This window comes from Stenotrophomonas sp. 2201_Sma, from assembly GCF_056486685.1.
Genome location: NZ_CM151329.1, coordinates 1703029 through 1725121, shown reverse-complemented (window position 1 = coordinate 1725121; position 22093 = coordinate 1703029). Strand labels below are relative to the sequence as shown.

General features: G+C 66.1%; 25 protein-coding genes and 1 tRNA gene. 4 read left to right on the top strand and 22 right to left on the bottom strand.

Annotated elements, in window-relative coordinates:
- Nucleotides 1-51: 51 nt before the first annotated feature.
- From ACZLIF_RS08160 to rlmE, 16 genes are all read right to left on the bottom strand, one after another.
- Nucleotides 52-972 (bottom strand): hypothetical protein, encoded by a 921-nt coding sequence (locus tag ACZLIF_RS08160; protein ID WP_478462508.1) that lies wholly within the window; start codon nt 970-972, stop codon nt 52-54.
- A 180-nt stretch (nt 973-1152) separates the two neighbouring features.
- A tRNA-Ser gene (locus ACZLIF_RS08155) sits at nt 1153-1245 on the bottom strand.
- Between the two features lie 77 nt (nt 1246-1322).
- The gene (gene csrA, locus ACZLIF_RS08150; RefSeq protein ID WP_053520007.1) at nt 1323-1526 is read right to left on the bottom strand and encodes a carbon storage regulator CsrA; all 204 of its coding nucleotides are present in this window, start codon (nt 1524-1526) and stop codon (nt 1323-1325) included.
- Nucleotides 1527-1673: 147 nt separating this feature from the next.
- Nucleotides 1674-4322, bottom strand: a complete 2649-nt coding sequence (alaS, locus tag ACZLIF_RS08145; RefSeq protein WP_128990783.1) for an alanine--tRNA ligase — start codon at nt 4320-4322, stop codon at nt 1674-1676.
- Between the two features lie 109 nt (nt 4323-4431).
- Nucleotides 4432-4926 carry a recombination regulator RecX gene (recX, locus tag ACZLIF_RS08140; RefSeq protein ID WP_111186069.1) on the bottom strand — a complete coding sequence of 165 codons (495 nt, stop codon included), beginning with the start codon at nt 4924-4926 and terminating at the stop codon, nt 4432-4434.
- 110 nt (nt 4927-5036) lie between these two features.
- Nucleotides 5037-6074, bottom strand: coding sequence for a recombinase RecA (gene recA, locus ACZLIF_RS08135; RefSeq protein ID WP_128990793.1), 1038 nt, complete (start codon nt 6072-6074; stop codon nt 5037-5039).
- Nucleotides 6075-6278: 204 nt separating this feature from the next.
- The gene (gene lexA, locus ACZLIF_RS08130) at nt 6279-6914 is read right to left on the bottom strand and encodes a transcriptional repressor LexA (RefSeq protein WP_074901220.1); all 636 of its coding nucleotides are present in this window, start codon (nt 6912-6914) and stop codon (nt 6279-6281) included.
- An 89-nt stretch (nt 6915-7003) separates the two neighbouring features.
- Nucleotides 7004-8686: a 2-polyprenylphenol 6-hydroxylase gene (ubiB, locus tag ACZLIF_RS08125; RefSeq protein ID WP_065181390.1), complete on the bottom strand. Its 1683-nt coding sequence runs from the start codon at nt 8684-8686 to the stop codon at nt 7004-7006.
- A gap of 34 nt (nt 8687-8720) precedes the next feature.
- A complete protein-coding gene (locus ACZLIF_RS08120) occupies nt 8721-9215 on the bottom strand; it encodes a CinA family protein (RefSeq protein WP_053520002.1) in 495 nt (164 codons plus the stop codon).
- 120 nt (nt 9216-9335) lie between these two features.
- The gene (gene hflX, locus ACZLIF_RS08115; protein WP_128990785.1) at nt 9336-10646 is read right to left on the bottom strand and encodes a ribosome rescue GTPase HflX; all 1311 of its coding nucleotides are present in this window, start codon (nt 10644-10646) and stop codon (nt 9336-9338) included.
- A 14-nt stretch (nt 10647-10660) separates the two neighbouring features.
- Complete coding sequence (gene hfq, locus ACZLIF_RS08110; RefSeq protein ID WP_004152891.1) at nt 10661-10936, bottom strand: RNA chaperone Hfq; 276 nt, start codon at nt 10934-10936, stop codon at nt 10661-10663.
- A 96-nt stretch (nt 10937-11032) separates the two neighbouring features.
- Nucleotides 11033-11986: a tRNA (adenosine(37)-N6)-dimethylallyltransferase MiaA gene (gene miaA, locus ACZLIF_RS08105; protein ID WP_128990787.1), complete on the bottom strand. Its 954-nt coding sequence runs from the start codon at nt 11984-11986 to the stop codon at nt 11033-11035.
- A complete protein-coding gene (gene folP, locus ACZLIF_RS08100) occupies nt 11986-12882 on the bottom strand; it encodes a dihydropteroate synthase (protein WP_128990789.1) in 897 nt (298 codons plus the stop codon). The genes miaA and folP overlap by 1 nt, the downstream gene beginning before the upstream one ends.
- A gap of 159 nt (nt 12883-13041) precedes the next feature.
- Nucleotides 13042-13227, bottom strand: coding sequence for a hypothetical protein (locus ACZLIF_RS08095; protein ID WP_065179301.1), 186 nt, complete (start codon nt 13225-13227; stop codon nt 13042-13044).
- A 103-nt stretch (nt 13228-13330) separates the two neighbouring features.
- Nucleotides 13331-15268, bottom strand: a complete 1938-nt coding sequence (gene ftsH, locus ACZLIF_RS08090; RefSeq protein ID WP_164972415.1) for an ATP-dependent zinc metalloprotease FtsH — start codon at nt 15266-15268, stop codon at nt 13331-13333.
- Between the two features lie 66 nt (nt 15269-15334).
- Nucleotides 15335-15967, bottom strand: coding sequence for a 23S rRNA (uridine(2552)-2'-O)-methyltransferase RlmE (rlmE, locus tag ACZLIF_RS08085; RefSeq protein ID WP_053519736.1), 633 nt, complete (start codon nt 15965-15967; stop codon nt 15335-15337).
- 65 nt (nt 15968-16032) lie between these two features.
- On the opposite strand from rlmE, the gene yhbY reads away from it, so the two are divergent.
- The 3 genes from yhbY to ACZLIF_RS08070 are packed head-to-tail and all read left to right on the top strand — an operon-like array spanning nt 16033 to nt 16934.
- Nucleotides 16033-16338: a ribosome assembly RNA-binding protein YhbY gene (gene yhbY / locus ACZLIF_RS08080; protein WP_053519735.1), complete on the top strand. Its 306-nt coding sequence runs from the start codon at nt 16033-16035 to the stop codon at nt 16336-16338.
- Between the two features lie 13 nt (nt 16339-16351).
- Nucleotides 16352-16726: an Mth938-like domain-containing protein gene (locus ACZLIF_RS08075; protein ID WP_053519734.1), complete on the top strand. Its 375-nt coding sequence runs from the start codon at nt 16352-16354 to the stop codon at nt 16724-16726.
- 34 nt (nt 16727-16760) lie between these two features.
- The gene (locus tag ACZLIF_RS08070) at nt 16761-16934 is read left to right on the top strand and encodes a hypothetical protein (protein ID WP_478462506.1); all 174 of its coding nucleotides are present in this window, start codon (nt 16761-16763) and stop codon (nt 16932-16934) included.
- On the opposite strand, the gene ACZLIF_RS08065 is transcribed toward ACZLIF_RS08070, so the two are convergent.
- The 4 genes from ACZLIF_RS08065 to surE are packed head-to-tail and all read right to left on the bottom strand — an operon-like array spanning nt 16931 to nt 19788.
- Nucleotides 16931-17704, bottom strand: coding sequence for a peptidoglycan DD-metalloendopeptidase family protein (locus ACZLIF_RS08065; protein ID WP_053519733.1), 774 nt, complete (start codon nt 17702-17704; stop codon nt 16931-16933). The two genes, ACZLIF_RS08070 and ACZLIF_RS08065, sit on opposite strands and share 4 nt — an antisense overlap.
- The gene (locus tag ACZLIF_RS08060; RefSeq protein WP_128989045.1) at nt 17701-18315 is read right to left on the bottom strand and encodes a YqaA family protein; all 615 of its coding nucleotides are present in this window, start codon (nt 18313-18315) and stop codon (nt 17701-17703) included. Before ACZLIF_RS08060 ends, ACZLIF_RS08065 begins: the two co-directional genes overlap by 4 nt.
- Nucleotides 18316-18334: 19 nt before the next feature.
- A complete protein-coding gene (locus ACZLIF_RS08055; RefSeq protein WP_478462505.1) occupies nt 18335-19012 on the bottom strand; it encodes a protein-L-isoaspartate(D-aspartate) O-methyltransferase in 678 nt (225 codons plus the stop codon).
- Nucleotides 19009-19788, bottom strand: a complete 780-nt coding sequence (gene surE, locus ACZLIF_RS08050; RefSeq protein ID WP_053519730.1) for a 5'/3'-nucleotidase SurE — start codon at nt 19786-19788, stop codon at nt 19009-19011. The genes ACZLIF_RS08055 and surE overlap by 4 nt, the downstream gene beginning before the upstream one ends.
- Before the next feature lie 209 nt (nt 19789-19997).
- Here surE and ACZLIF_RS08045 point away from each other — a divergent pair, with 209 nt between their 5' ends.
- A complete protein-coding gene (locus ACZLIF_RS08045) occupies nt 19998-20537 on the top strand; it encodes a Smr/MutS family protein (RefSeq protein WP_128989043.1) in 540 nt (179 codons plus the stop codon).
- A gap of 10 nt (nt 20538-20547) precedes the next feature.
- Here ACZLIF_RS08045 and truD read toward each other — a convergent pair whose 3' ends face one another.
- Together truD and ispF are read right to left on the bottom strand one after the other, a co-directional pair.
- Complete coding sequence (gene truD / locus ACZLIF_RS08040; protein WP_053519728.1) at nt 20548-21579, bottom strand: tRNA pseudouridine(13) synthase TruD; 1032 nt, start codon at nt 21577-21579, stop codon at nt 20548-20550.
- On the bottom strand, nt 21576-22073 hold the full coding sequence (gene ispF / locus ACZLIF_RS08035) for a 2-C-methyl-D-erythritol 2,4-cyclodiphosphate synthase (protein ID WP_074901199.1): 498 nt from the start codon (nt 22071-22073) through the stop codon (nt 21576-21578). Before ispF ends, truD begins: the two co-directional genes overlap by 4 nt.
- Nucleotides 22074-22093 lie beyond the last annotated feature (20 nt).

Here is a 22093-nt window from a genome sequence, read left to right as displayed (position 1 = left end):
CCGGCAGGCCGCGTCCTGCCCCATCGAAACCGACGGAATCGGGACTGCGCGTCATTGATCTGCGATGCAGCAGTCCGCGTACACCTGCGTCGCCCGCTCGCGCGCAGCCTCGCGCTGTGCAGGGCTCAACTTCGCCTGCAACTCCTGCAGGCTCCTCGCCGGCATATGTGCCGGATTTGCCTTGGCAGCGGCCAAGGCATATGCATAGGCATTCACGCCATCGTAGGCGGTGATTCTTCCCTTGTCGTACGCGCTGGACAGGTGACTGACCGCATCGAGGCTTCCCGTTGCCGCAGCATCATGGAGATGGCGCATCGCACTCTCCCGCCATCTGACCAGGGATTCCGGATTCGCAAGCCACTCCGCCGGAGGGCCGATGACGGTCTCGGGATCGGCCGCGTAAAGCAGCTTGGCTTCGATTGAACCCTGCGAGGCGGCCCTGGCAAGCCATGCTCCATGATAGAAGGCAGGCGCAGCTACCAAAGACGCACACTCGCCCAGACGACGCTCATCATTGACCAACGAGGCAGGATCCGGCGTCATGCCTGCATTACGAAGGAAATCGAATGACGCGACCGGATCATGCTTGATCAGGTTCCTGCACTCGCGCACCGTCAACTCCATCAGATAGCTCGCATCCGCATCACCGGCGTCGGAACGCTGCTTCATCACCCTCATGTACTCAAGCGCATCGCCCGGCGGCCGCCGCTCACGGTTGCCGGCAATCTCGTATGCCTTCGGACCTACCCGGCGGAAGACCTGGGGATGCGGCGGCTGCGGACCCGTTCGCGCAGCGGCACGATGCTGCTTTGAGGGCGCGGGTGCGACGTCAGTGCGGCCTTGCGTGTGAGGCGCGTGCGCCGCAATCGCCTGCGGCATGGAATCCGCGCGGCCCCACAGGACATAACCGCCGGTCAACACGACAACTGACACACCGCCCACGATCAGAGCGCGCTTCAAGGAAATCTGCATCCGCACTTCCCGTCCCATCGATCGCCGATCCGTCGGCGTACCGGCTCAGCACATCAGAACCTGCAATCCAAGTCCAGCAATCAGCGCAGACTCGATTCCTGCAGGTGATGGGCAACGTGCTGCACGGGAGAATTCCGGCCCACAAAAAAGCCCCTGTCTCCAGGGGCTTTTCTGAATATCTGGCGGAGTGAGAGGGATTCGAACCCTCGATAGAGCTTTTGACCCTATACTCCCTTAGCAGGGGAGCCCCTTCGGCCACTCGGGCATCACTCCGGGGATTTCACCGCGGGGGTGCGTCGCACCTCAGCGGGGCGTGAATCATAACGTTAATCACGCGCGAAGGTAAAGCCTTATTCCGCAGAATTTTCACCACCGGCGCTGCCGGCTTCGTCACCACGCTGGATGCGCTGGTAGATCTCTTCGCGATGCACAGCGACGTCCTTCGGCGCAGTGATGCCGATACGTACCTGGTTACCCTTGACGCCGAGCACGGTGACGCTCACCGAGTCACCGATCATCAAGGTTTCGCCGACGCGGCGAGTCAGGATCAACATTTTTGTAAGTCTCCATGGAACCGTGTGGAAGGGTATCCCCCACCGGCTTGACGCTTCGTCAAGAAGCGCTACCACGACAAAGGGAAAAGATTCGCAATGGTACCGTCAGCCGTCCCGCTCCTACAAGAAGGGGGACGGCAGGCTTCATCACAGGCGGGGGCTGACCCATTCGACGACGGCAGCCAGTGCAGTGGCAAGGGCGGGCCCGTCCTCGCCACCACCCTGGGCGAGGTCCGGGCGTCCGCCGCCCTTGCCCCCGATCTGACCGGCGATATGCGACAACAGTTCCCCGGCCTTGACCCGGCCCGTTGCACTGCCGTTCACGCCGGCGACCAGGGCGGCCTTGCCGTCCTGGGCACCTGCCAGCACGATCACCGCGTCTCCCAGCTGCTGCTTCAGGCGGTCCACGGCATCGCGCAGCGCCTTGGCGTCGAAGCCCTCCAGGCGGGCCGCCAGCACCTTCACGCCCGCGACCTCGACCGCCTGGCTGGAAAGGTCGGCGGTCGCACCCGCGGCAACCTTGGCCTTCACCGCTTCCAGTTCACGTTCCAGCTGCTTCTGGCGCTGGCCAAGCGCCCGGATCTTCTCGACCACGTCGGCAGCACTGCCACCCAGCAGCTCGGCCGCCTCGGACAACCGCGCCTCTTCGGCATCGACGTAATCCAGGGCGCCCTGACCGGTGACCGCTTCGATGCGACGCACGCCCGCGGAGACACCGCCTTCCGAGGTGATCTTGAACAGGCCGATATCACCGGTGCGCTTGACGTGGGTGCCACCACACAGTTCGGTGGAATAGTCGCCCATTTTCAGTACCCGGACCTGTTCGCCGTACTTCTCTCCGAACAGTGCCATGGCGCCGAAATCGAGTGCTTCCTGCATGCCCATGGAGTGCACTTCGGCAACATTGTTGGCACGCACCTGCTGATTGACCTTGCGCTCGATCACGGCCAGTTCTTCGGCACTGATCGGCTGGAAATGCGAGAAATCGAAACGCAGGCGGTCCGGCGCCACCAGCGAGCCCTTCTGCTGCACGTGCGTGCCCAGCACTTCGCGCAGGGCCGCGTGCAGCAGGTGGGTGGCCGAGTGGTTGAGGATGGTGGCGCCGCGGCGCTCACTGTCGACCTCGCCAGCCAGCACATCGCCCACCTTCAGGTCGCCTTCGGTCAGGGTACCGACATGGCCGTGGAACTGGCCCGCGAACTTCTGGGTGTCTTCCACCGCCAGCCGCACGCCGTTGCCGGTCATTACGCCGGTATCGCCGACCTGGCCGCCGGACTCGGCATAGAACGGCGTCTGGTTGGTGATGACGATGACGGCGTCGCCGGCACTGGCCGACTGTACCGGACGCCCCTCCTTGAGCAGCGCCAGCACGGTCAGGTCACCGGCCTGCAGGCGGTCGTAGCCCAGGAACACGGTCGGGGTCAGCGTCGCCACCAGCTCGGCCGGCAGGGTCACGCCACCGCCGAACTTGCCCGCGGCACGCGCGGTCTCGCGCTGCTGCTCCATCGCCGCATCGAACCCGGCGATATCGACCGTCAGGTCACGTTCGCGGGCGATGTCCTGGGTCAGGTCCAGGGGGAAGCCATAGGTGTCGTAAAGGCGGAAGGCGTCACCACCCGGGATCACACCATTGCCGGCCCTTGCCGCAACGTCTTCGAAGATTTTCATGCCGGCGTCGAGCGTCTCGGCGAACCGCTCCTCCTCAACCTGCAGCGCGCGGGTCACAGTGTCCGCTGCCGCCGGGAGCTCCGGATAGGCCTCGCCCATCTGCGCAACCAGCGTCGGCACCAGCTTGCTGAAGAACGGCTGGCGCACACCCAGCATCCAACCATGGCGCAGGGCGCGGCGGATGATACGGCGCAGCACATAGCCACGTCCTTCGTTGGAAGGCAGGACGCCATCGACGATCAGGAACGAGCAGGCGCGGATGTGGTCGGCAATCACGCGCAGCGACTTGTTTTCCAGATCGGAGGTGCCGGTCAGCTCGGAGGCCTTGCGGATCAGAGCCTGGAACAGGTCGATCTCGTAGTTCGTGTGGACATGCTGCAGGATCGCCGCAAGACGTTCCAGGCCCATGCCGGTATCCACGCACGGCGCCGGCAGCGGCACCAGAGTGCCGTCCGGCTGGCGGTCGAACTGCATGAACACCAGATTCCAGATCTCGATGAAGCGGTCGCCATCCTCATCCGGCGACCCCGGAGGACCGCCGGCAATGTGGTCGCCGTGGTCGTAGAAAATCTCGGTGCACGGACCACACGGGCCGGTGTCGGCCATCTGCCAGAAGTTGTCCGACGCGAACGGCGCGCCCTTGTTGTCGCCGATACGCACGATGCGCTCTTCCGGCACCCCCACCATGTCGCGCCACAGTTCGTAGGCTTCGTCGTCGGTCTGGTAGACAGTCACCAGCAGGCGATCGGCCGGCAGCTTCCAGACCTGGGTCAGCAGCTCCCACGCCCACGCAATCGCGTCCTTCTTGAAGTAGTCACCAAACGACCAGTTGCCCAGCATTTCAAAGAAAGTGTGATGGCGGGCGGTGTAGCCAACCTGGTCAAGATCGTTGTGCTTGCCACCCGCGCGCAGGCAGCGCTGGACATCGGCCGCGCGCACGTAGCTGCGCTTCTCGGCACCGAGGAACACGTCCTTGAACTGCACCATGCCGGAGTTGGTGAACAGCAGGGTCGGATCGTTGCCAGGCACCAGCGGTGCCGACGGCACGATGGTATGGCCTTTGCCCTTGAAGAATTCAAGGAAATCGCTGCGGATCTGGGAGGTCGTGAATTTGGCGGGTGCGTTCATTGGGGGCTGGCAGTCTGCGGGCCGGCGGACCCGGACCACCGGCCGCGTGGGCCAGGGTCGCGACGGACCGCCGAAAACCTAAAGGGTATCAGGCCCGGCGCCGCCAGTCTCAATCGTCAGGGTCGTAGCGGGTCGCACGGCGGATGCTGTCACCGTCGAAGCCCCGCCGCGCCAGCAGATCCGCCGCTTTGCGGCGCTGCGCCAGGTCCTGTGGGCCGGCCTCGCCAAAGCGGCGGCGGACCAGATCACGGGCGTTCTCCTGCCAGTCGCCCTCGTAGCTGTCCATCGCTGCGGCAATCGCGGCACTGTCCAGCCCATGGGTCCCCAGTTCGGCACGCACATGGATGGGGCCGTAACCGGTGTTGGCCCGCATGCGTACCAGGTTCTCGGCAAACCGGGTGTCGTCCTGCCACCCCGCCTCGGTCAGCTTGGCGACCGCTGCCTGCGCGGCTTCGTCTTCGATACCCCGCGCAGTCAGTTTGCGGGTCAATTCCTTGCGTGAATGCTCCCGGCGGACCAGCAGGCCCAGTGCCCGCTGCACCGGAGTCTGCTCGCGAGGCCGGCGCTTTCGGCCTGTCGAGGTAGGTTCGTCGCTGTCGGACATCAATCCCTCCAGGGGTGGCGCCGTCCCTGGCACCCTGCCCATCCTGGGCGGTTCGAACCTGCGGGGTAGAGCGACGTCACTGACGGCGTCACCCTACCCCACAGCAAGACTTACTCGTCGTCGCCTTCGTCGTCGCCGTCCTCACGGACGGCCTCGGACGGCTGGAATTTCTCGCGCAGCTCGGCTTCGAGCTTGGCGGCGACGGTCGGGTTGTCACGCAGATAACCGCGGGCGTTGTCCTTGCCCTGGCCGATGCGCTCTTCGCCATAGCTGTACCAGGCACCGGCCTTCTCGACCAGCTTGGCATCCACGCCCATGTCGATCAGTTCACCTTCACGGCTGATGCCTTCGCCATACAGGATCTCGGTGATTACCTGCTTGAACGGCGGGGCCAGCTTGTTTTTGACGACCTTGATCTTGGTCTGGTTACCGATGATCTCATCGCCCTTCTTGATCGCACCGATGCGGCGGATGTCCAGGCGGACCGAGGCGTAGAACTTCAGCGCATTGCCACCCGTAGTGGTCTCCGGGCTCTGGCCCGGCATCATCACGCCGATCTTCATGCGCAGCTGGTTGATGAAGATCACCAGCGTGTTCGAGCGCTTGATGTTGCCGGTCAGCTTACGCAGCGCCTGGCTCATCAGGCGGGCCTGCAGACCCGGCAACTGGTCGCCCATCTCGCCTTCGATTTCGGCCTTCGGGGTCAATGCCGCGACCGAGTCGATCACCAGGATGTCCACCGAGCCGGAACGGACCAGCATGTCGGCGATTTCCAATGCCTGTTCACCGGTATCGGGCTGCGACAGCAGCAGGTCGTCCACGTTCACGCCAAGCTTGGCGGCATAGATCGGGTCGAGAGCGTGCTCGGCATCGATGAAGGCAGCGGTGCCTCCCATCTTCTGGCATTCGGCGATGGCCTGCAGCGTCAGCGTGGTCTTGCCCGAGGACTCCGGTCCATAGATTTCCACCACGCGGCCCTTCGGCAGACCCCCGATGCCCAATGCGATGTCGAGCATCAGCGAACCGGTCGGGATGGCTTCGACGGGCTCGACCACACGGTCGCCCATACGCATCACCGAGCCCTTGCCGAACTGCTTTTCGATCTGGCCCAGAGCAGCAGCCAATGCGCGCTTCTTGTTCTCGTCCATCGTATTGGTCCTTGCAGAGGTCATTTCGTTGGGGGTGCTGTCTTTGGGGGTCTTCTTTGCCATGGGTTCACTTTAAGGCGGACGTATCGCACAGGCTGAGATTCTGCCCGGCGCTCTGAAAAGAATTATCGGACATCCGTACCAACCTCGGTGGAACCAGAGAATCGCCACAAAAGACCGCGGGGTAACGCACCTTCGAACGCTTCAGCGATTCGGCCGCAACAGGCCGCAGTACAGGCCTTCGATCGAAAAGTCCTGATCGGGAAGCACTTCGATCGGCTTGTAATCGGGGTTCCGGGGCAACAGCCGGATACGGTCCTTCGCGATCTTCAGCAGCTTGACGGTGATCTCATCATCGATGCGCGCCACCACGATCTGCCCCGAATGGGCGTCGCGGGTGCGGTGCACGCCGATCAGGTCACCATCGAAGATGCCTTCGTCGATCATCGAGTCACCCTGCACCTTCAGCAGGTAATCCGGCGCGGGCGAAAAGAACACCCGGTCCAGCACCACGAAATCGTCCGAGCCGATATCCGCACCGATAGGGAGGCCGGCGGCGACCCGCCCGAGTACCGGCAGCCGCAGCACGCTGTCGGGCAGCCCGGGCTCGGCCAGGGTCTCCACGGGGGGAGCCTGCACCAGGCGGATGCCCCGGGCCTGGCCGGGAATGCGGCGGATCGCTCCCGCCTGCTCCAGCGCCTCCAGGTGGTACTGGGCCGCGCGTACGCCCTTGAAGCCGAACGCACGTGCGATTTCAGTCTGCGACGGCGGCGCGCCTTCGCTCTCGATACGCTCGGCGATCAACTGCAGGATCGCCTGCTGGGTGTCGGTCAGGTCCATGGTTAGTAGTATTACTACTAACTACAGGAACTGCAAGTGCCGGACACGACAGGGCGAAGCGTGCCGGGCGATACCGCGGCGAACGACACTCAGTCGTGCCTGCCACTTCTCCAGATGGAGAACAGGATCCAGACGCCGCAGATACCGGCCCCGACGAATCCGGAAACCCCGAGCGCCAGCAGCCAGCGGCTGGAGACCCCACCGACGCTGTGCATGACGATCGATGAGCCGATGATCAGCGCTGCAGTCACGATGCCCATCACCATGCGATTGGCCGCACGGTTCACCTGCTCGCCAAAGCCCTGCAGCGCACTGGTCTCGACCTTCAGCTGCAGGCGCCCGCGGCGCGCCGCCTGCACCAGCTTGCGCAGATCGCGCGGCAGATCGCCGGCGAAGTCGATCATTCCCAACAGGCTGCGCCGGCCGCGTTTGAGCAGTGCGCGCGGCGCGTAGCGCTGCAGTACCACCCGCTCCAGGAAGGGGCGTGCGGCACTGGCCATGTCGAAGTCCGGGTCGAGCTGCCGGCCCATGCCTTCCAGGGTGAGGAACGCCTTGATCATCAGGGCGAGGTCGGCCGGGAGGGTCAGGCTGTAGCTGCGCAGCAACTGGGTGATGTCGCCCAGCATCAGGCCGATGCGCAGATCCTTCAGCGGCACGCCACGGTACTGGTCGACGAACTGGCTGATGTCGTGCTGCAGCCGGTTCTCATCTACCTCCACGCCCCCGGCCCAGTCCAGCAGGACGTCGGCCACCCCCTGCGGATCCTGTTCGACCAGCCCGTGCAGCAGTTGCGCAACCTGGAAGCGACGCACTTCGGACAGTGCCCCGACCATGCCGAAGTCGATCACGCCGATGCGGCCGTCACGCAGATAGATGATGTTGCCCGGGTGTGGATCGGCGTGGAAGCTGCCGTCCTCGAGCACCATCTTCAATACGATGTTGGCACCACGCCGCGCCAGTTCACGACGGTCCAGCCCTGCTGCGTCCACGCCGGCAAGATCGCGGCCCGGAATGCCGTCCACGAAGTCCTGCACGTTCAGGCTTTCGCAGGTCCACTGCCAATGCACGCCGGGAACAAGGATGTCGTCGCGACCTTCAAAGTTGCGTGCGATGCGCTCCGCGTTGCGGCATTCGGCCGCGAAATCGAGTTCGCGCCGCAGCGATACGGTGAACTGCTGCACCACCTCTGCCGGCCGGTAACGGCGCAGATCCGGAAGACGCGCCTCGACGATTTCGGCCAGCCGTGCCAGCAGGCGCAGGTCGGCTTCGACCACGTCACGGATGCCGGGACGACGCACCTTCAGCACCACTTCGCGGCCGTCCAGCAGGCGCGCGCGATGGGCCTGCGCCAGCGAGGCCGCCGCCATCGGTGTTTCGTCGAGGAAGGCGAATACCTGCTGCGGAGGCGCGCCCAGATCGGCCTCCAGCTGCGCGCGGATCTGCGCATAAGGAAGGGCCGGCACCGCATTCTGGAGTTCGGAAAGCTCGGCGATCCACTCCGGCGGCAGCAGATCGACACGGGTCGCCAGCACCTGTCCGAGTTTGACGAACGTCGGACCGAGGTCCTGCAGGGCGCTGCGCACCCGCACCGGCGCGGTCATCCGCAGCAGATGCTGGCGGTCCTCGTTCCAGTGCAGCAGGCGCCCGGCACGCTCCAGCACCGTGGCCAGGCCGATCCGGCGCACCACGTCGCCGAAGCCATAACGGATCAGGACCGCTGCAATTTCCTGCAGCCTCCCCAGGTCACGGACGGTGCCCAGCGTTTCCCACATCATGCGTGCTCCGGACGATTACCGCAGCAGCATGTCACAGCTGGGCGTCGATACCGTGCAATGCCGCAGCGACGGTTTGCCTGCGGATGGCTTCGCGGTCGCCATCGAACTGGAACAGTTCCGCCCGGGCGTATCCGCCGCGGCGCTTCCAGCCGATCCAGACGCTGCCGACCGGCTTGTCCGGGCTGCCGCCACCAGGACCGGCAATGCCGGTAACCGCCACCGCGATGCCGGCACCGGAGTTGATCAGGGCGCCGGACACCATCTCCAGCACCGTTTCGCGGCTCACCGCACCGAACTGCTCCAGCGTCTGCGCACGTACCCCCAGCAGGCGCTGCTTGGCTTCGTAGCTGTAGACCACCATGCCGCAGTCGAAGAACGCCGAGGAACCGGCGATGTCGGTCATGGTCTTGGCGATCCAGCCGCCACTGCAACTTTCAGCCGTCACAAGCTGCAGCGAGGCCTGCTGCAGGCGCTGCCCGAGTGCGGCAGCCTGGGCGTTGAGGTCGGCGTCGGTAGGGATGGACATCGAGATGACAGTGGGGTGAAGAACCCGCCTGTTGTACCGCAGATCGCAGACGCGTGTCGCGTCCCGGCCGGTACGCGCCCGACTAGGCAGCGGCGCGTACCGGGATTGTCCGGCGCTATCTCACCATTCCGGCAGCTTTTCCGGCAGCAGGGCGCGGATCGGCCCGCCATCAATGCTGGCCGCAAGCTTTTCGGCTTCGGCAATCGGAAGGTCGACCTGCAGCAGCCAGCCCTCCTCGTCTGCCTGCTCGCTGCGGATCACTTCCAGCTGATGCAGGCGCGCGCGCAGGCGGCCAGCATCCGGCGGCAGGCGCAGCTCCCCGGTCACATGCTGCAACCCCAGGCGCTTGCCCAGCACCGCCTGCAACAGCTCCAGGCCCTGCCCGTCACGCGCGGAGATCCAGACCCGCTCGCGGCGCGACTCGTCCGGCACGCCATCCTGACCATCGTGGCGCACTTCGGCGCCCTCGATACGGTCGATCTTGTTGAACACCAGCAGCTGCGGCAGATCACCCGCACCGACCGCAGCCAGCACCTCGTCAACCTGGGCGATGCGCTCCTCGCGGTGCGGATCGGCCGCATCGACCACGTGCAGCAGGAAATCGGCCTCGCGGGCCTCGGACAGGGTCGAGCGGAACGCGGCCACCAGGTCGTGCGGCAGGTCACGGACGAAGCCGACGGTGTCGGCCAGCACGACGTTGCCACCCGGCACAGCGATGCGGCGCACCGTCGGGTCCAGGGTCGCGAACAGCTGGTCGGCCGCATAGGCCTCGGCGCCGGTCATCGCGTTGAACAGGGTCGACTTGCCGGCATTGGTGTAACCGACCAGGGCCACACGCGGCAGTTCGCTGCGCACGCGCGCACGGCGCATCTGGGTGCGCTGGACTTCGACCTTCTCCAGCCGCTTCTGCAACTGCTCCACCCGCTTCTGCAGCAGACGGCGGTCGGTTTCCAGCTGGGTTTCACCCGGGCCGCGCAGGCCGATCGAACCACCGCGCTGGCGCTCCAGATGGGTCCAGCCGCGCACCAGCCGCGTCGCAAGGTGACGCAGCTGCGCCAGCTCGACCTGCAGCTTGCCTTCGTGGCTGTGAGCGCGCTGCGCGAAGATGTCCAGGATCAAGCCGGTACGGTCGATCACCCGGCGCTCCAGGAAGCGTTCCAGGTTGCGTTCCTGGCCGGGGCTCAGCGCATGGTTGACCAGCACCAGATCGGCGCCGGTGGCGTCAGCCGCTGCCTTGATCTCATCCAGCTTGCCGCTGCCGATCAGGGTCGAAGGATTGGGACGGTCCAGGCGCGCGGTGATCGTGGCAGCGATGCTGGCCCCTGCCGAGCGGGCCAGATCACCGAACTCTTCCAGCACGTCGTCTTCCAGCTTGCCGAAGTGCGGCTGGATCAGCAGGGCATGTTCACCCTTTTTCGAGCGGTCAAACATTCACCGCTCCGGTCTTACTCGTCTGCTTCATCACCTGCCTGACCACCTTCACCCGACTGCACATAACCACCGCCCGGCCCAACCTTCACATTGCGTGCCGGCACCACGGTGGAGATCGCATGCTTGTAGACCATCTGGCTGACCGTATTGCGCAGCAGGACCACGAACTGATCGAACGACTCGATCGTGCCCTGCAGCTTGATGCCGTTGACCAGGTACACCGAAACCGGCACGCGCTCGCGCCGCAGTGCATTCAAGAAAGGATCCTGCAGCGATTGCCCCTTGGACATTGCTCACTCCTGATTATTGTTCTTATTGGGTTGCCGGCGGCTGCCGCGGCCCCCGAGCCGCCCGCCGGACAGTGATGTTACACGGCTGGCGGCGGTTCAGCGTGCGACGAAGGTCGAGACCGCGCCGGCCAGCCGCTCGTGGTCGATATGGGGGTCGAACCAGCGCGCGTCAAGCTCACCCCGCAGCCAGGTCAGCTGCCGCTTGGCCAGCTGGCGGGTGGCGAAGATCGCCTTGTCGCGGAAGCCGCCGGCATCGATCCGGCCGTCCAGATGCTCCCAAGCCTGGCGGTACCCGACCGCACGCACCGCCGGCAGGTCCAGCGGTGCCGCGACAGCGGCCATTTCCGGCATCGCGCGCAGATCGCGCACTTCGTCGAGGAAGCCCTGGGCCAGCATGGCATCGAAGCGGGCCTCGATCCGCCGGTGCAGGATTGCCCGGTCGTGCGGCGCCAGGACCAGCTTCAGGGTGCGTACCGGCAGCGGCGCCACGCCGGGCCGGCGCTGCCACTCGCTGATCGGCGTTCCCGTCAGCCGATAGACCTCCAGCGCCCGCTGGATCCGCTGTGGGTCTGTCGCATGGATGCGGGCAGCAGCGGCGGGGTCCACCTTCGCCAGTTCGGCATGCAACGCGGCCCAACCGCGCTCGGCGGCCTCGGCTGCCAGCGTGGCGCGCAGGGCCGGGTCGGCCTCCGGCATGGGCGACAGTCCCTGCAGCAGGGCGCGGAAGTACAGGCCGGTGCCCCCGGCCAGGATCGGCATCCGTCCACGCGCAACGATGTCGGCGACGACGCGGCCGGCGTCGGCGGCGAACTCCGCCGCTGAGTAGGTCTGCCACGGATCACGCAGGTCCAGCAGGTGATGCGGCGCCTGTGCGCGCTCGGAAACGTCGGGCTTGGCCGAACCGATATCCAGATGGCGATAGACCAGCGCCGAGTCAACGCTGACGATCTCGCCATCCAGCTGCCGGGCCAGGGCGATCGCGGTGGCCGTCTTGCCACTGGCGGTCGGCCCCATCACGGCAATCGCCAGCGGCCGCCGGTCAACGCCCATCAGTCTTCGTCCGGCCAGCTGATCGTCGGCCGGGTGTCATCGCGTGGCGCCGGCACGGCGTCCACTGCCTGCCAGATCTTCAGTGCATCGACGGTGGCGGCGACGTCATGCACACGCACGATACGCGCACCGCGCTGCACGGCAATCAGGTGCGCGGCCACCGACGCCGCCACCCGCTCGGCCGGCGCGTCACGCCCGGTCAGCTCGCCAAGGCTGCGCTTGCGCGACAGGCCCGCCAGCATCGGCACACCCAGTTCCAGAAAACGCTCCGAACGCGCCAACAGGGTCATGTTGTGCGCGGTGTTCTTGCCGAAGCCGAAACCCGGATCGATGACCAGATGCTTCTTCGCGATGCCGGCCATCTCGGCGGCGAACAGGCGCTGCACGAGAAACCCGTGGACTTCGGCAACGACGTCGTCGTAGTGCGGATCGGCCTGCATGTTGCCCGGCTCGCCCTGCATGTGCATCAGCACCACCGGCACGTTGGCCGCAGCGGCCGCTTCCAGCGCGCCGTCCTGGCGCAGGCCGAAGATGTCGTTGATCATGCCGGCGCCGGCGGCCACCGCCGCGCGCATCACCTCAGGCTTGAAGGTATCGATGCTGATCGGCACGGAGGTACGCGCCGCAAGCTGTTCGATGACCGGAACGACTCGGCGGAGCTCTTCATCCACCGATACCGGTACAGCGCCGGGACGGGTCGATTCACCCCCGATGTCGAGCAGGTCGGCGCCCTCTTCCACCAGCTTCAGTCCATGCGCGACCGCCGCCTCCGTGGTGTCATGGTTGCCCCCGTCAGAGAACGAATCCGGGGTGACGTTGACGATGCCCATGACCCGGGCACGGTCCAGGCGCAGGATGCGACCGGCGCAGTCGAGCTGGGGCGAGATATCGAACATGGGCAATCCTGCAGGGACAACGGCGGGTAGTTTAGTTCGGCAGGGCTGCGCCCTGCACCCGCAGAGGCCAGAGCGACAACAACAGCCAGAGCAACAGCTGGTTTGCTGATGAAAGGCGGGGCCGGTCCGGTTGCAGGGCGTCAGCCCTGCCGACACTCCTCAACGGCGGCGGCGCTTGCGGTCCACGTACAGGGTCCTGGCAATGCTCAGGACGATGCCGACCGCAATACCCACCACGCAGCCCAGCAGCAGATTGTCGGCCCCCAGGCCCACACCCACGCCGACCACGGTGGCGATGACCATCTCGACGGTGTGGGAAATCGGTTCGGGCTTCGGGGCGGACATGCGGGCTCCAGCGTCAGATCGGTTCTTCGGGATGGGCCGAGGGCCCGGAAACGACGAAGCCGGGTTGCCCCGGCCTCGTCTGATGTCACGTGCGGCGGGGCCGTCAGTGCGATTCGGCCGGACCGGCGATCGGCGGCAGCGGACGGGCATCACCGCCCTTGTCGTTGCTGCCACCGTCCTTGTTCGACTTGTTCCAGCCCGCCGGCGGCGGCGGCTCGCGACCTTCCATGATGGCGTCGATCTGCGGCGCGTCGATGGTCTCGTACTGCAGCAGCAGCTGCGACATCGTGTGCAGCTTGTCGATGTTGTCGGTCAGCAGCTGGGTGGTGCGGGCGTAGGCCTTGTCGAGGATGTTGCGCACTTCCTCGTCAATGCGGCGCGCGGTGTCGTTGGACACGCTCTTGTGCTGCGTCACCGAGCGGCCCAGGAAGACTTCGTCGTCCTCCTCGCCATAGGCGATCGGACCGAGTTCTTCGGACAGGCCCCACTTGGTGACCATGTTGCGGGCCATCTTGGTGGCGCGCTCGATGTCGTTGGACGCACCCGTGGTGACCTTGTCGGTGCCGAAGATCAGCTCTTCGGCGACGCGGCCGCCGTACAGCGAGCACAGCTGCGACTGGATCGCCACGCGATTCATCGAGTACTTGTCGCCCTCAGGCAGATACATGGTCACACCCAGGGCGCGGCCGCGCGGAATGATCGTGACCTTGTAGACCGGGTCGTGCTCGGGCACCAGGCGGCCGACGATGGCATGGCCGGCTTCGTGGTAGGCGGTGAGGGTCTTCTCCTCCTCGCTCATGGCCATCGAACGGCGCTCGGCACCCATCAGGATCTTGTCACGGGCACGGTCGAAGTGGTCCATGCGGACCTCCTTCTCGTTGCCACGCGCAGCAAACAGGGCTGCCTCGTTGCAGAGGTTGGCCAGGTCCGCGCCGGAGAAGCCCGGGGTACCGCGCGCGATCACCAGCGGCTCGACGTCGTCGGCCAGCGGCAGCTTGCGCATGTGCACCTTCAGGATGTGCTCGCGGCCCTTCACGTCGGGCAGACCGACCACCACCTGGCGATCGAAGCGACCCGGGCGCAGCAGCGCCGGGTCCAGCACGTCCGGACGGTTGGTCGCGGCGATCACGATCACGCCTTCGCCACCCTCGAAGCCATCCATCTCGACCAGCAGCTGGTTCAGGGTCTGCTCGCGCTCGTCGTGGCCACCGCCCAGGCCGGCACCACGGTGGCGGCCGACGGCATCGATCTCGTCGATGAAGATGATGCACGGGGCGTGCTTCTTGGCCTGCTCGAACATGTCACGCACGCGGCTGGCGCCGACACCGACGAACATTTCCACGAAGTCCGAACCGGAGATCGAGAAGAACGGCACCTTCGCCTCACCCGCGATGGCCTTGGCCAGCAGCGTCTTGCCGGTACCCGGCGGGCCGACCATCAGCACGCCACGCGGAATCTTGCCGCCCAGCTTGGTGAACTTGGACGGGTCGCGCAGGAAGTCGACCAGTTCGCCCACTTCCTCCTTGGCCTCGTCGCAGCCGGCGACATCGGCGAAGGTGACCTTGATCTGGTCCTCGCCCTGCAGCTTGGCGCGCGATTTGCCGAAGGACATCGCGCCCTTGGCGCCGCCGCCGCCGCCCTGCATCTGGCGCATGATGAACAGCCAGAAGCCGATGATCAGGATGACCGGCAGGAAATTCATCAGGATCGCGCCCAGGGAGATGCCGCTGGAGGGCTCCTCCTGCACGATCTCGACGTTCTTGGTGCGCAGCACGTTGATCAGGTCGCGATCGAACGGCGCGGTGATGGTGGACGACTGTCCACCCCGGGTGGTGTAGGTGATCTGGCTGGTGCCGCCGCGCATGTCGCCGCCGAAGGCGACCTTCTGCACGTTGCCGCTGTCCACCTGGTCCAGGAACTGCGAATAGGACGCGCCCTGCACCCCGGCCCCGGAGGACTTGGGCGAGAAGCTCTGGAAGACCACCATCAGCACGACGGCGACGACCACCCATAGCAGGAGGTTCTTGGTCAAGTCGTTCATCCTCATTGGCTCCGGTGTTCCTCTTAGTGCGGGCGTTGCGTTGGGGTTGAAACTTACGTTGCGAGCTTACTTCATGTGGGCGCGTTTGCCCTGACCCAAGGCGTACACCTCGGGAGAGCGTTTACGCGACGCTTCCGGCTTGCGGATGGAGACCTTGTCGTAGCGACGGCGCATTTCACGCACGTAGTCGTCAAAGCCCACACCCTGGAACAGCTTGATCAGGAACGCCCCGCCGGTCTTCAGGTGGTTGTCGGCGAAGTCCAGCGCCAGCTCCGCCAGATGCATCATCCGCGGCTGGTCGACCGCGTCCATGCCACTTTTATTGGGGGCCATGTCCGACAGCACAAGGTCCACCGGCTCGTCCCCGAGCATGGCTTCGAACTGAGATAGGACGGCTTCTTCCCTGAAGTCACCGTGAAGGAACTCCACACCCGCCAGCGGCGGCATGTCCAGGATGTCCAGCGCCAGCACGCGGCCGGTATCGCCCATCTGTCTCCGAACCTGCTGAGACCATCCGCCAGGGGCGGCACCGAGGTCCACCACGACCATGTTCCGCTTCAGCAGGCGGTCACGTTCAAGCAACTCTTCAAGCTTGTAGGCCGCCCGCGAGCGCATGCCTTCGGCCTGCGCCTTCTTCACGAAGGGGTCGGAGAAGTGTTCCTTGAGCCAGCGCTGGCTGCTTTTGCTGCGGGTTGCCATTGGAAATAGGGGCTGATGGGGCCGTCATGATACCCTGATCCCCCCGTTCAACCGTCTTTTCCTGCATGTCCATCGCCCTGACCGCCTCCCAGACCCGTTTCCTGCGCGGCCAAGCCCACGACCTGAAGGCCCTGCTGCAGACCGGCGGCAAGGGAGTGACCCCGGCCTTCATCGCGGAGCTGAACGAAGTGCTGGAGCGCCACGAGCTGGTCAAGGTCAAGGTCGCAGCCGAGGACCGCGAGGCCCGGGACGCGATGATCGGCGAGATCGTCGAAGCCACCGACAGTGCGCTGGTGCAGCGCATCGGTCACGTTGCCGTGCTGTATCGCCCGAGCAGGGAGCAGCGCCAGATCGTGCTGCCGCGCGGCTGATCGCGCCTCCGCCATGCAGCTGAACCACGAGCCGCCCGATTACGCCTACAGCCTGCGCGCTGCCGATGGCCGCTCGGCCAAGGTCAATGACACGGTGCTGGCCAGCAGCTTTCTGCTGACGCCGGACCAGCTGGTCGAACATTGGCCAGTCGCCGATGCGGCGGCGCTGACGGTGGCCGACCTGGAACCGGTGCTGGCACTGAGTCCTGCATTGATCGTGCTGGGAACCGGCGAGCGGCAGGTGTTTCCGTCGGCTGCGGTCATGGCCGCCTGCCTGTCGCGCGGGATCGGCCTGGAAGTGATGAACAACCCTGCCGCGGCGCGCACCTTCAACATCCTTGCCGGCGAAGGCCGCAAGGTGGCGGCCGCGTTCATCCTGGAAGGTTGAGGACCACCGCCGGGCATGGCCCGGCGCTACCTTGATGGATACGGGCCTTGATGCGCATACGCCGGGCATGGCCCGGCGCTACCTTGATGCGCATACGCCGGGCATGGCCCGGCGCTACCTTGATGCGCATACGCCGGGCATGGCCCGGCGCTACCTTGATGCGCATACGCCGGGCATGGCCCGGCGCTACCGTACCTGCCTGCGCTAGCGCGCTGGCAGGTACTGCTGCGGATCGACCGGCTTGCCGTTGTAGCGGATTTCAAAGTGCAGCATGTCGCGATTCGCGCCGGTGCGCCCCATCTCGGCAATCTGCTCACCCGCCTTCACGCTCTGTCCCTCGTTGACCAGGCGCTTGCGGTTGTGGCCGTAGGCCGACAGCCACTGGTCGCTGTGCTTGATGATGATCAGCTCGCCATAGCCGACCAGTCCGGCGCCCGAGTACACCACCACACCGTTGGCGGTGGCCTTGACGGCCTGCCCGCTGGTACCGGCAATGTCGACGCCCTGCTTGGTTGCGTCGCCTGCCACGTAGCGGCCCACGATCGCGCCATCGGCCGGCCAGCGCCAGGCGATGTTGCTCTTCACTGGGCCGGCCGGTGCCGTGGCGGGTGCCGTGCTGCCACCGCTGCGCGGCGCGGTGACCACGGTGGTCGGTGCGCGGCCGCTGCTGGCCCCCGGCGGATACAGGCGGATGACCTGTCCCGGATAGATCGTCGACGGGTTGTCCAGGCTGTTCCAGGCGATCAGATCGGCCGGGGTGATGTCGTGGATGCGGGCCAGCGCGTAGATCGTGTCGCCCTTGCGCACGACCACGGTCTGCCCCGGCTTGGCCACCGAAGTCTTGGGCGTGGTGACCGCCGCCCCGCCACCACTGCCATTGGGCCGCACCACCGTGGCGGTGCCACAGGCAGCCAGGCCGGAAACCAGCAGCACCAGCGCGCCGACGCGCACTCCCTTGCTCAGACGATCAGCACTCATGCGAACTTCGACCTCCATACAAGCCAGGCGATCAGCACCACCACCAACGCGGTGGCGATCCAGCCCAGCGGTTCAATCCAGCGACGCAGCGCCGCTTCGGCGCGCGCTCCACCGATGCGGATCACGGCAGCGAGCACATATACGCGCTTGCCGCGTCCGATCAGCATGCTCAGCAGGTACTGCGGCATCGGTACGCCGACGATACCCGATGCCCACGTGAAGACCTTCATCGGGATCGGCATGAAGCCGCCCAGGACCAGGAACGTGAACACCGCCCACGGCGATTCGGCCATCTTCTCCTGCACGGTGGTGATGCCCTGTTCGATTGCCGGCAACATGCCCAGCATTTCGAACAACGGCTTGATCGCCTCGAATGCGAAGTGGCCCAGCGCATAGCCGACCAGGGCACCGACCATCGAACCGGCCAGGCTGAGGGTCGCGAACCACCAGCCGCGCCGGGGTTGAGCCACGCACATCGGCGCCAGCATCACTTCCGGCATCACCGGAAAGATGATCGCCTCGAAAAAACTCAGCACCGTCAGGTAGGTCGGCGCGCGTTCGTGCGCCGCCCACTTCATCGCCCGCTCGTACAGCGGTCCGAAAATCTTCATGCAACCCTGCTCCGTGGATTCAGTCCAGCATGCCAGACAGCAGCGGCACGAAGGTGACCGGCGCCAGCACGCGCTGTTCGACGCTGCCGTCGGCCCTGCGGTCCAGCTGCACCAGCGACTGTGCACTGGCACCGCCGACCGGCGCCACCAGCCGGCCACCTTCGGCCAGCTGCTCGATCAGTGCGTCGACCAGCGCCGGGGCCGCAGCTGTGACGACGATGGCATCGAACGGGCCGTGCTCGGCCCAGCCGACACGGCCGTCATCGTGCTTGGTGCGGATGTTCATGCCGAGTGCGCGGAACCGCTTGCGGGCCTGCCGCAGCAGGTCGCCGATGCGCTCCACGGTGTAGACCTCCAGACCCAGTGCACCAAGCACGGCGGCCTGGTAGCCGGAGCCCGTCCCCACCTCCAGCACCCGCTTGGGCGCCACCTGCACGACCGCTTCGGTCATCCGGGCCACCACCCAGGGTTGCGAGATGGTCTGGCCGTGGCCGATCGGCAGCGCGGTGTCTTCATAGGCCCGCGAGGCCAGGGCCTCGTCGATGAACAGATGGCGGGGCACCACCCGGATCGCGTTCAGCGTGGACTCGTCGACGATGCCGGCTTCGCGCAGGCGATCGACGAGACGATCGCGGACGCGCTGTGACGTCATGCCGATGCCGACGGCTTTCGGTTGCAGGCGCAGGCGTGGGCTCATGCCGGCTGGTCCAGCGCGGCGCTGAGACCGCCGACCCAGCTGGCCACTTTCTCAAGCGCCTGATAGCGGGTCAGATCCACCTGGATCGGGGTGATCGAGATATGCCCGGTGCGCACCGCGTGGAAGTCGGTGCCGGGGCCGGAGTCCTGCTCGCGGCCCGCCGGACCGATCCAGTACACCTCGTTGCCGCGTGGATCCTTCTGCGGGATGCAGCCTTCGGCGCGATGGCGGTTGCCCAGCCGGGTGACTTCAAAACCCTTGACCTCGGTCCACGGCAGGTCGGGCACGTTGACGTTGAGGATGGTGTCCGCCGGCAGCGGATCGGCCTTGAGGCGGGCGACGATTTCCACGGCGGCACGCGCCGCGGTCTCGAAGTGACGGGGATCGTGATTGCGGGTTACCAGGGACACCGCCACCGCGGGCAGGCCGAGGAAGCGCCCCTCCATCGCCGCCGAGACGGTTCCGGAATAGATCACGTCGTCACCCAGGTTGGCGGCGTTGTTGATGCCCGACACGACAATGTCGGGTTCGAACTCCAGCAGGCCGGTCAGTGCCAGATGCACGCAGTCGGTGGGCGTGCCGGCCACCGACACGGTGTAGTGATCGATGCGCTTGAGCCGGATGGGCAGGTCCAGGGTCAGTGAATTGCTGGCGCCTGAGCGATCGCGGTCGGGTGCGACCACCGTCACTTCGTGGCCGGCGTCACGCAGTACCGAGGCAAGCATCCGGATACCTGCGGCGTCGACGCCATCGTCGTTACTGACCAGAATTCGCATCTTCGATTTAACCGCTTGATTTTCCAAGAATTCGATTCCGTCACCGTGCGGTGTTGGCGGGACCGTCGTGCTTCCCTGCGGAAGCCGACGACCCTGCAGGGGCATCGTCTATTGTGCCGCATGCGAGCCGCAGGTCCTACCCTGCCGGCGGTCACGACTGGCCTCGCATTGCGATAGGCAGGCCCGCGTCACCGGTTTACCCTGTGCGCATGTCGCATCCAGAAGACGAAGACCCTGCCGCGCTCTTCCGCGCAGCCATCGGCGAAGTGACGCCGCTGCGCAAAGAGGCCGAACCCGCGCCGGCCGCTGCCCGGCCGAAGCCGCGCGCGCGCATGGCCGAACGCGACGAGGCCGAGGCCGCCGGCGAGTTCGCCCGGCTGTTGTGCGACAGCGCACCGCTGGAAGCCGGGGATGTGGCCAGCTACCGGCGCGACGCCCTTCCACCGCGGCTGTTCCAGCGTCTCAAGCGCGGCCAGTACTCGGTGCAGGACGAGCTGGATCTGCATGGCGCGACCGCAGCGCAGGCCGAGGCCATGCTGCGCCAGTTCCTGCTGGAGGCGCACGCACATGAGTATGGCTGCGTGCGCATCATCCACGGCAAGGGACTGCAGTCCGACGGTGGTGCGCCGGTCCTGAAGAATCTGGTCGACCGGCTGCTGCGCCTGCGCAATGATGTGCTTGCCTTCCATTCGGCGCCGACCAGCCAGGGCGGAACCGGTGCCGTACTGGTGCTGCTGTCCCGGCGCTGATGCAATCCGCTCAGGACTGCGCGGCGTCCTCGACCGGCCCGAGCTCGTGCAGGACCGCGGTGGCGTAGCAGCCCGGCGGCAGCGCGAACGACAGCTCAAGCACATCTTCCGCCAGCCACTGGTGCTGCAGCAGCGCAGGACGCAGGCGCAACGCGCGGCGCTCCTGCTTCAGCCGTGCCTCTTCCAGTCCGGCACGCAGCGCCTTCGATTCCTCGTCGTCGAGCGCGCGCAGTTCGAGCTCGCGGGCGGCGCCGGTACTGCGCAGCTCGCCCTCCCCCCACAACGGTGCGCTGGGATGGATATCGAACCCGGCCAGCCGCGCTGCCAGTGCATCGGTATAAGGCTCCGGACCAAACACGCTGCGGCTGCCATCCAGCATCCACACCTCACCGTCCAGCGGCTGGTCCCAGACACCCTGCTCCACGCGTGCGGCAAGCACGCGATTGAACAGTGCCGAACGCGCAGCCGACAGCAGCAGCGAGCGCTGGTCCTTGCGCATGCGGCGGCCACCGAACATCGCCAGCGCTGCCGGAACGTTGCCGCCATCGCGGCCGAAACGTTGTTCGCCGAACCAGTTCGGCAAACCACGATCGGCAATCTGCTGCAGGCGTTCGCTGATTGCGACTGCATCGCCGTGTACCTGGCGCAGCACCAGCCTGAAACGATTGCCGGCCAGCGCGCCACGCTGCAGCTTGCGGTTGTGCCAGGTTGCATCGAGCACTTCGATATCATCGCTGGCCAGCAGCGCCAGATCCGGCGCGACGCGCTTGGGCAGATGCACACTGAAGCGCTGGGTGGTGACCGCGTGGCGATCCTTCATCCCGGCATAGCTGACCGCCATCTCCGGCAGGCCGGCCCACTTGGCCAGCACCTTGGCCACATGCACGGTGTTGGCACCGCGCTTGCGGACATGCAGCAGCAGATGCTCGCCCTCGCCCGTGGCCTCAAAGGCCGGCAGCTCGTCGACCTGGAAATCCTCCGGCGTGGTGCGGATGCGCGCCTGCAGCAGCGGCGCACCGAACGCGAGCGGCAGCGGAATCATGCCGCCACCAGCAGGACCACAGCCTGTGCCGCGATGCCTTCACCGCGACCGGTGAAGCCAAGCTTCTCCGACGTGGTGGCCTTTACGCTGACCGCATCCAGTGGCAGCTGCAACAGTGCCGCGATGCATTCACGCATTGCCAGCGCATGCGGCCCGACCTTCGGTCGTTCACAGATCACGGTGACATCGGTGTTGCCGACGCACCAGCCGCGCTCACGCAGGAGAGCGTCGCAGTGGCGGACGAAGTCGCTGCTGTCGGCCCCCTTCCAGCGATCATCGCTGGGCGGAAAGTGCTGGCCGATGTCGCCCAGCGCCAGCGCGCCGAGCATGGCGTCACACAGCGCGTGCAGGATCACGTCGCCATCGCTGTGCGCGAGCACACCGTGGCTGTGCGGCACGCGCACGCCTCCCAGCATGATGTGGTCACCCTCACCAAAGGCGTGGACGTCGTAGCCCTGGCCGATGCGGACGGGCGGGAACGGAGCAGTGCTCATGGATGCAACCCTTGCAGCAG

Bases quoted from the DNA above. Each gene is read 5' to 3' on its own strand.
- ACZLIF_RS08120 (WP_053520002.1), bottom strand. From the start codon at position 9,215: ATGTCCATCCCTACCGACGCCGACCTCAACGCCCAGGCTGCCGCACTC.
- ftsH (WP_164972415.1), bottom strand. From the start codon at position 15,268: ATGAACGACTTGACCAAGAACCTCCTGCTATGGGTGGTCGTCGCCGTC.
- lexA (WP_074901220.1), bottom strand. From the start codon at position 6,914: ATGGACCTGACCGACACCCAGCAGGCGATCCTGCAGTTGATCGCCGAG.
- truD (WP_053519728.1), bottom strand. From the start codon at position 21,579: ATGATTCCGCTGCCGCTCGCGTTCGGTGCGCCGCTGCTGCAGGCGCGC.
- hfq (WP_004152891.1), bottom strand. From the start codon at position 10,936: ATGTCCAAGGGGCAATCGCTGCAGGATCCTTTCTTGAATGCACTGCGG.
- ACZLIF_RS08065 (WP_053519733.1), bottom strand. From the start codon at position 17,704: ATGAGTGCTGATCGTCTGAGCAAGGGAGTGCGCGTCGGCGCGCTGGTG.
- ACZLIF_RS08070 (WP_478462506.1), top strand. From the start codon at position 16,761: ATGGATACGGGCCTTGATGCGCATACGCCGGGCATGGCCCGGCGCTAC.
- recA (WP_128990793.1), bottom strand. From the start codon at position 6,074: ATGGACGAGAACAAGAAGCGCGCATTGGCTGCTGCTCTGGGCCAGATC.
- ACZLIF_RS08060 (WP_128989045.1), bottom strand. From the start codon at position 18,315: ATGAAGATTTTCGGACCGCTGTACGAGCGGGCGATGAAGTGGGCGGCG.
- ACZLIF_RS08045 (WP_128989043.1), top strand. From the start codon at position 19,998: ATGTCGCATCCAGAAGACGAAGACCCTGCCGCGCTCTTCCGCGCAGCC.
- csrA (WP_053520007.1), bottom strand. From the start codon at position 1,526: ATGTTGATCCTGACTCGCCGCGTCGGCGAAACCTTGATGATCGGTGAC.
- ACZLIF_RS08075 (WP_053519734.1), top strand. From the start codon at position 16,352: ATGCAGCTGAACCACGAGCCGCCCGATTACGCCTACAGCCTGCGCGCT.
- folP (WP_128990789.1), bottom strand. From the start codon at position 12,882: ATGTTCGATATCTCGCCCCAGCTCGACTGCGCCGGTCGCATCCTGCGC.
- surE (WP_053519730.1), bottom strand. From the start codon at position 19,788: ATGCGAATTCTGGTCAGTAACGACGATGGCGTCGACGCCGCAGGTATC.
- hflX (WP_128990785.1), bottom strand. From the start codon at position 10,646: ATGTTTGACCGCTCGAAAAAGGGTGAACATGCCCTGCTGATCCAGCCG.
- ubiB (WP_065181390.1), bottom strand. From the start codon at position 8,686: ATGTGGGAAACGCTGGGCACCGTCCGTGACCTGGGGAGGCTGCAGGAA.
- recX (WP_111186069.1), bottom strand. From the start codon at position 4,926: ATGTCCGACAGCGACGAACCTACCTCGACAGGCCGAAAGCGCCGGCCT.
- ACZLIF_RS08095 (WP_065179301.1), bottom strand. From the start codon at position 13,227: ATGTCCGCCCCGAAGCCCGAACCGATTTCCCACACCGTCGAGATGGTC.
- yhbY (WP_053519735.1), top strand. From the start codon at position 16,033: ATGTCCATCGCCCTGACCGCCTCCCAGACCCGTTTCCTGCGCGGCCAA.
- ACZLIF_RS08055 (WP_478462505.1), bottom strand. From the start codon at position 19,012: ATGAGCCCACGCCTGCGCCTGCAACCGAAAGCCGTCGGCATCGGCATG.
- miaA (WP_128990787.1), bottom strand. From the start codon at position 11,986: ATGGGCGTTGACCGGCGGCCGCTGGCGATTGCCGTGATGGGGCCGACC.
- alaS (WP_128990783.1), bottom strand. From the start codon at position 4,322: ATGAACGCACCCGCCAAATTCACGACCTCCCAGATCCGCAGCGATTTC.
- ACZLIF_RS08160 (WP_478462508.1), bottom strand. From the start codon at position 972: ATGCAGATTTCCTTGAAGCGCGCTCTGATCGTGGGCGGTGTGTCAGTT.
- rlmE (WP_053519736.1), bottom strand. From the start codon at position 15,967: ATGGCAACCCGCAGCAAAAGCAGCCAGCGCTGGCTCAAGGAACACTTC.
- ispF (WP_074901199.1), bottom strand. From the start codon at position 22,073: ATGAGCACTGCTCCGTTCCCGCCCGTCCGCATCGGCCAGGGCTACGAC.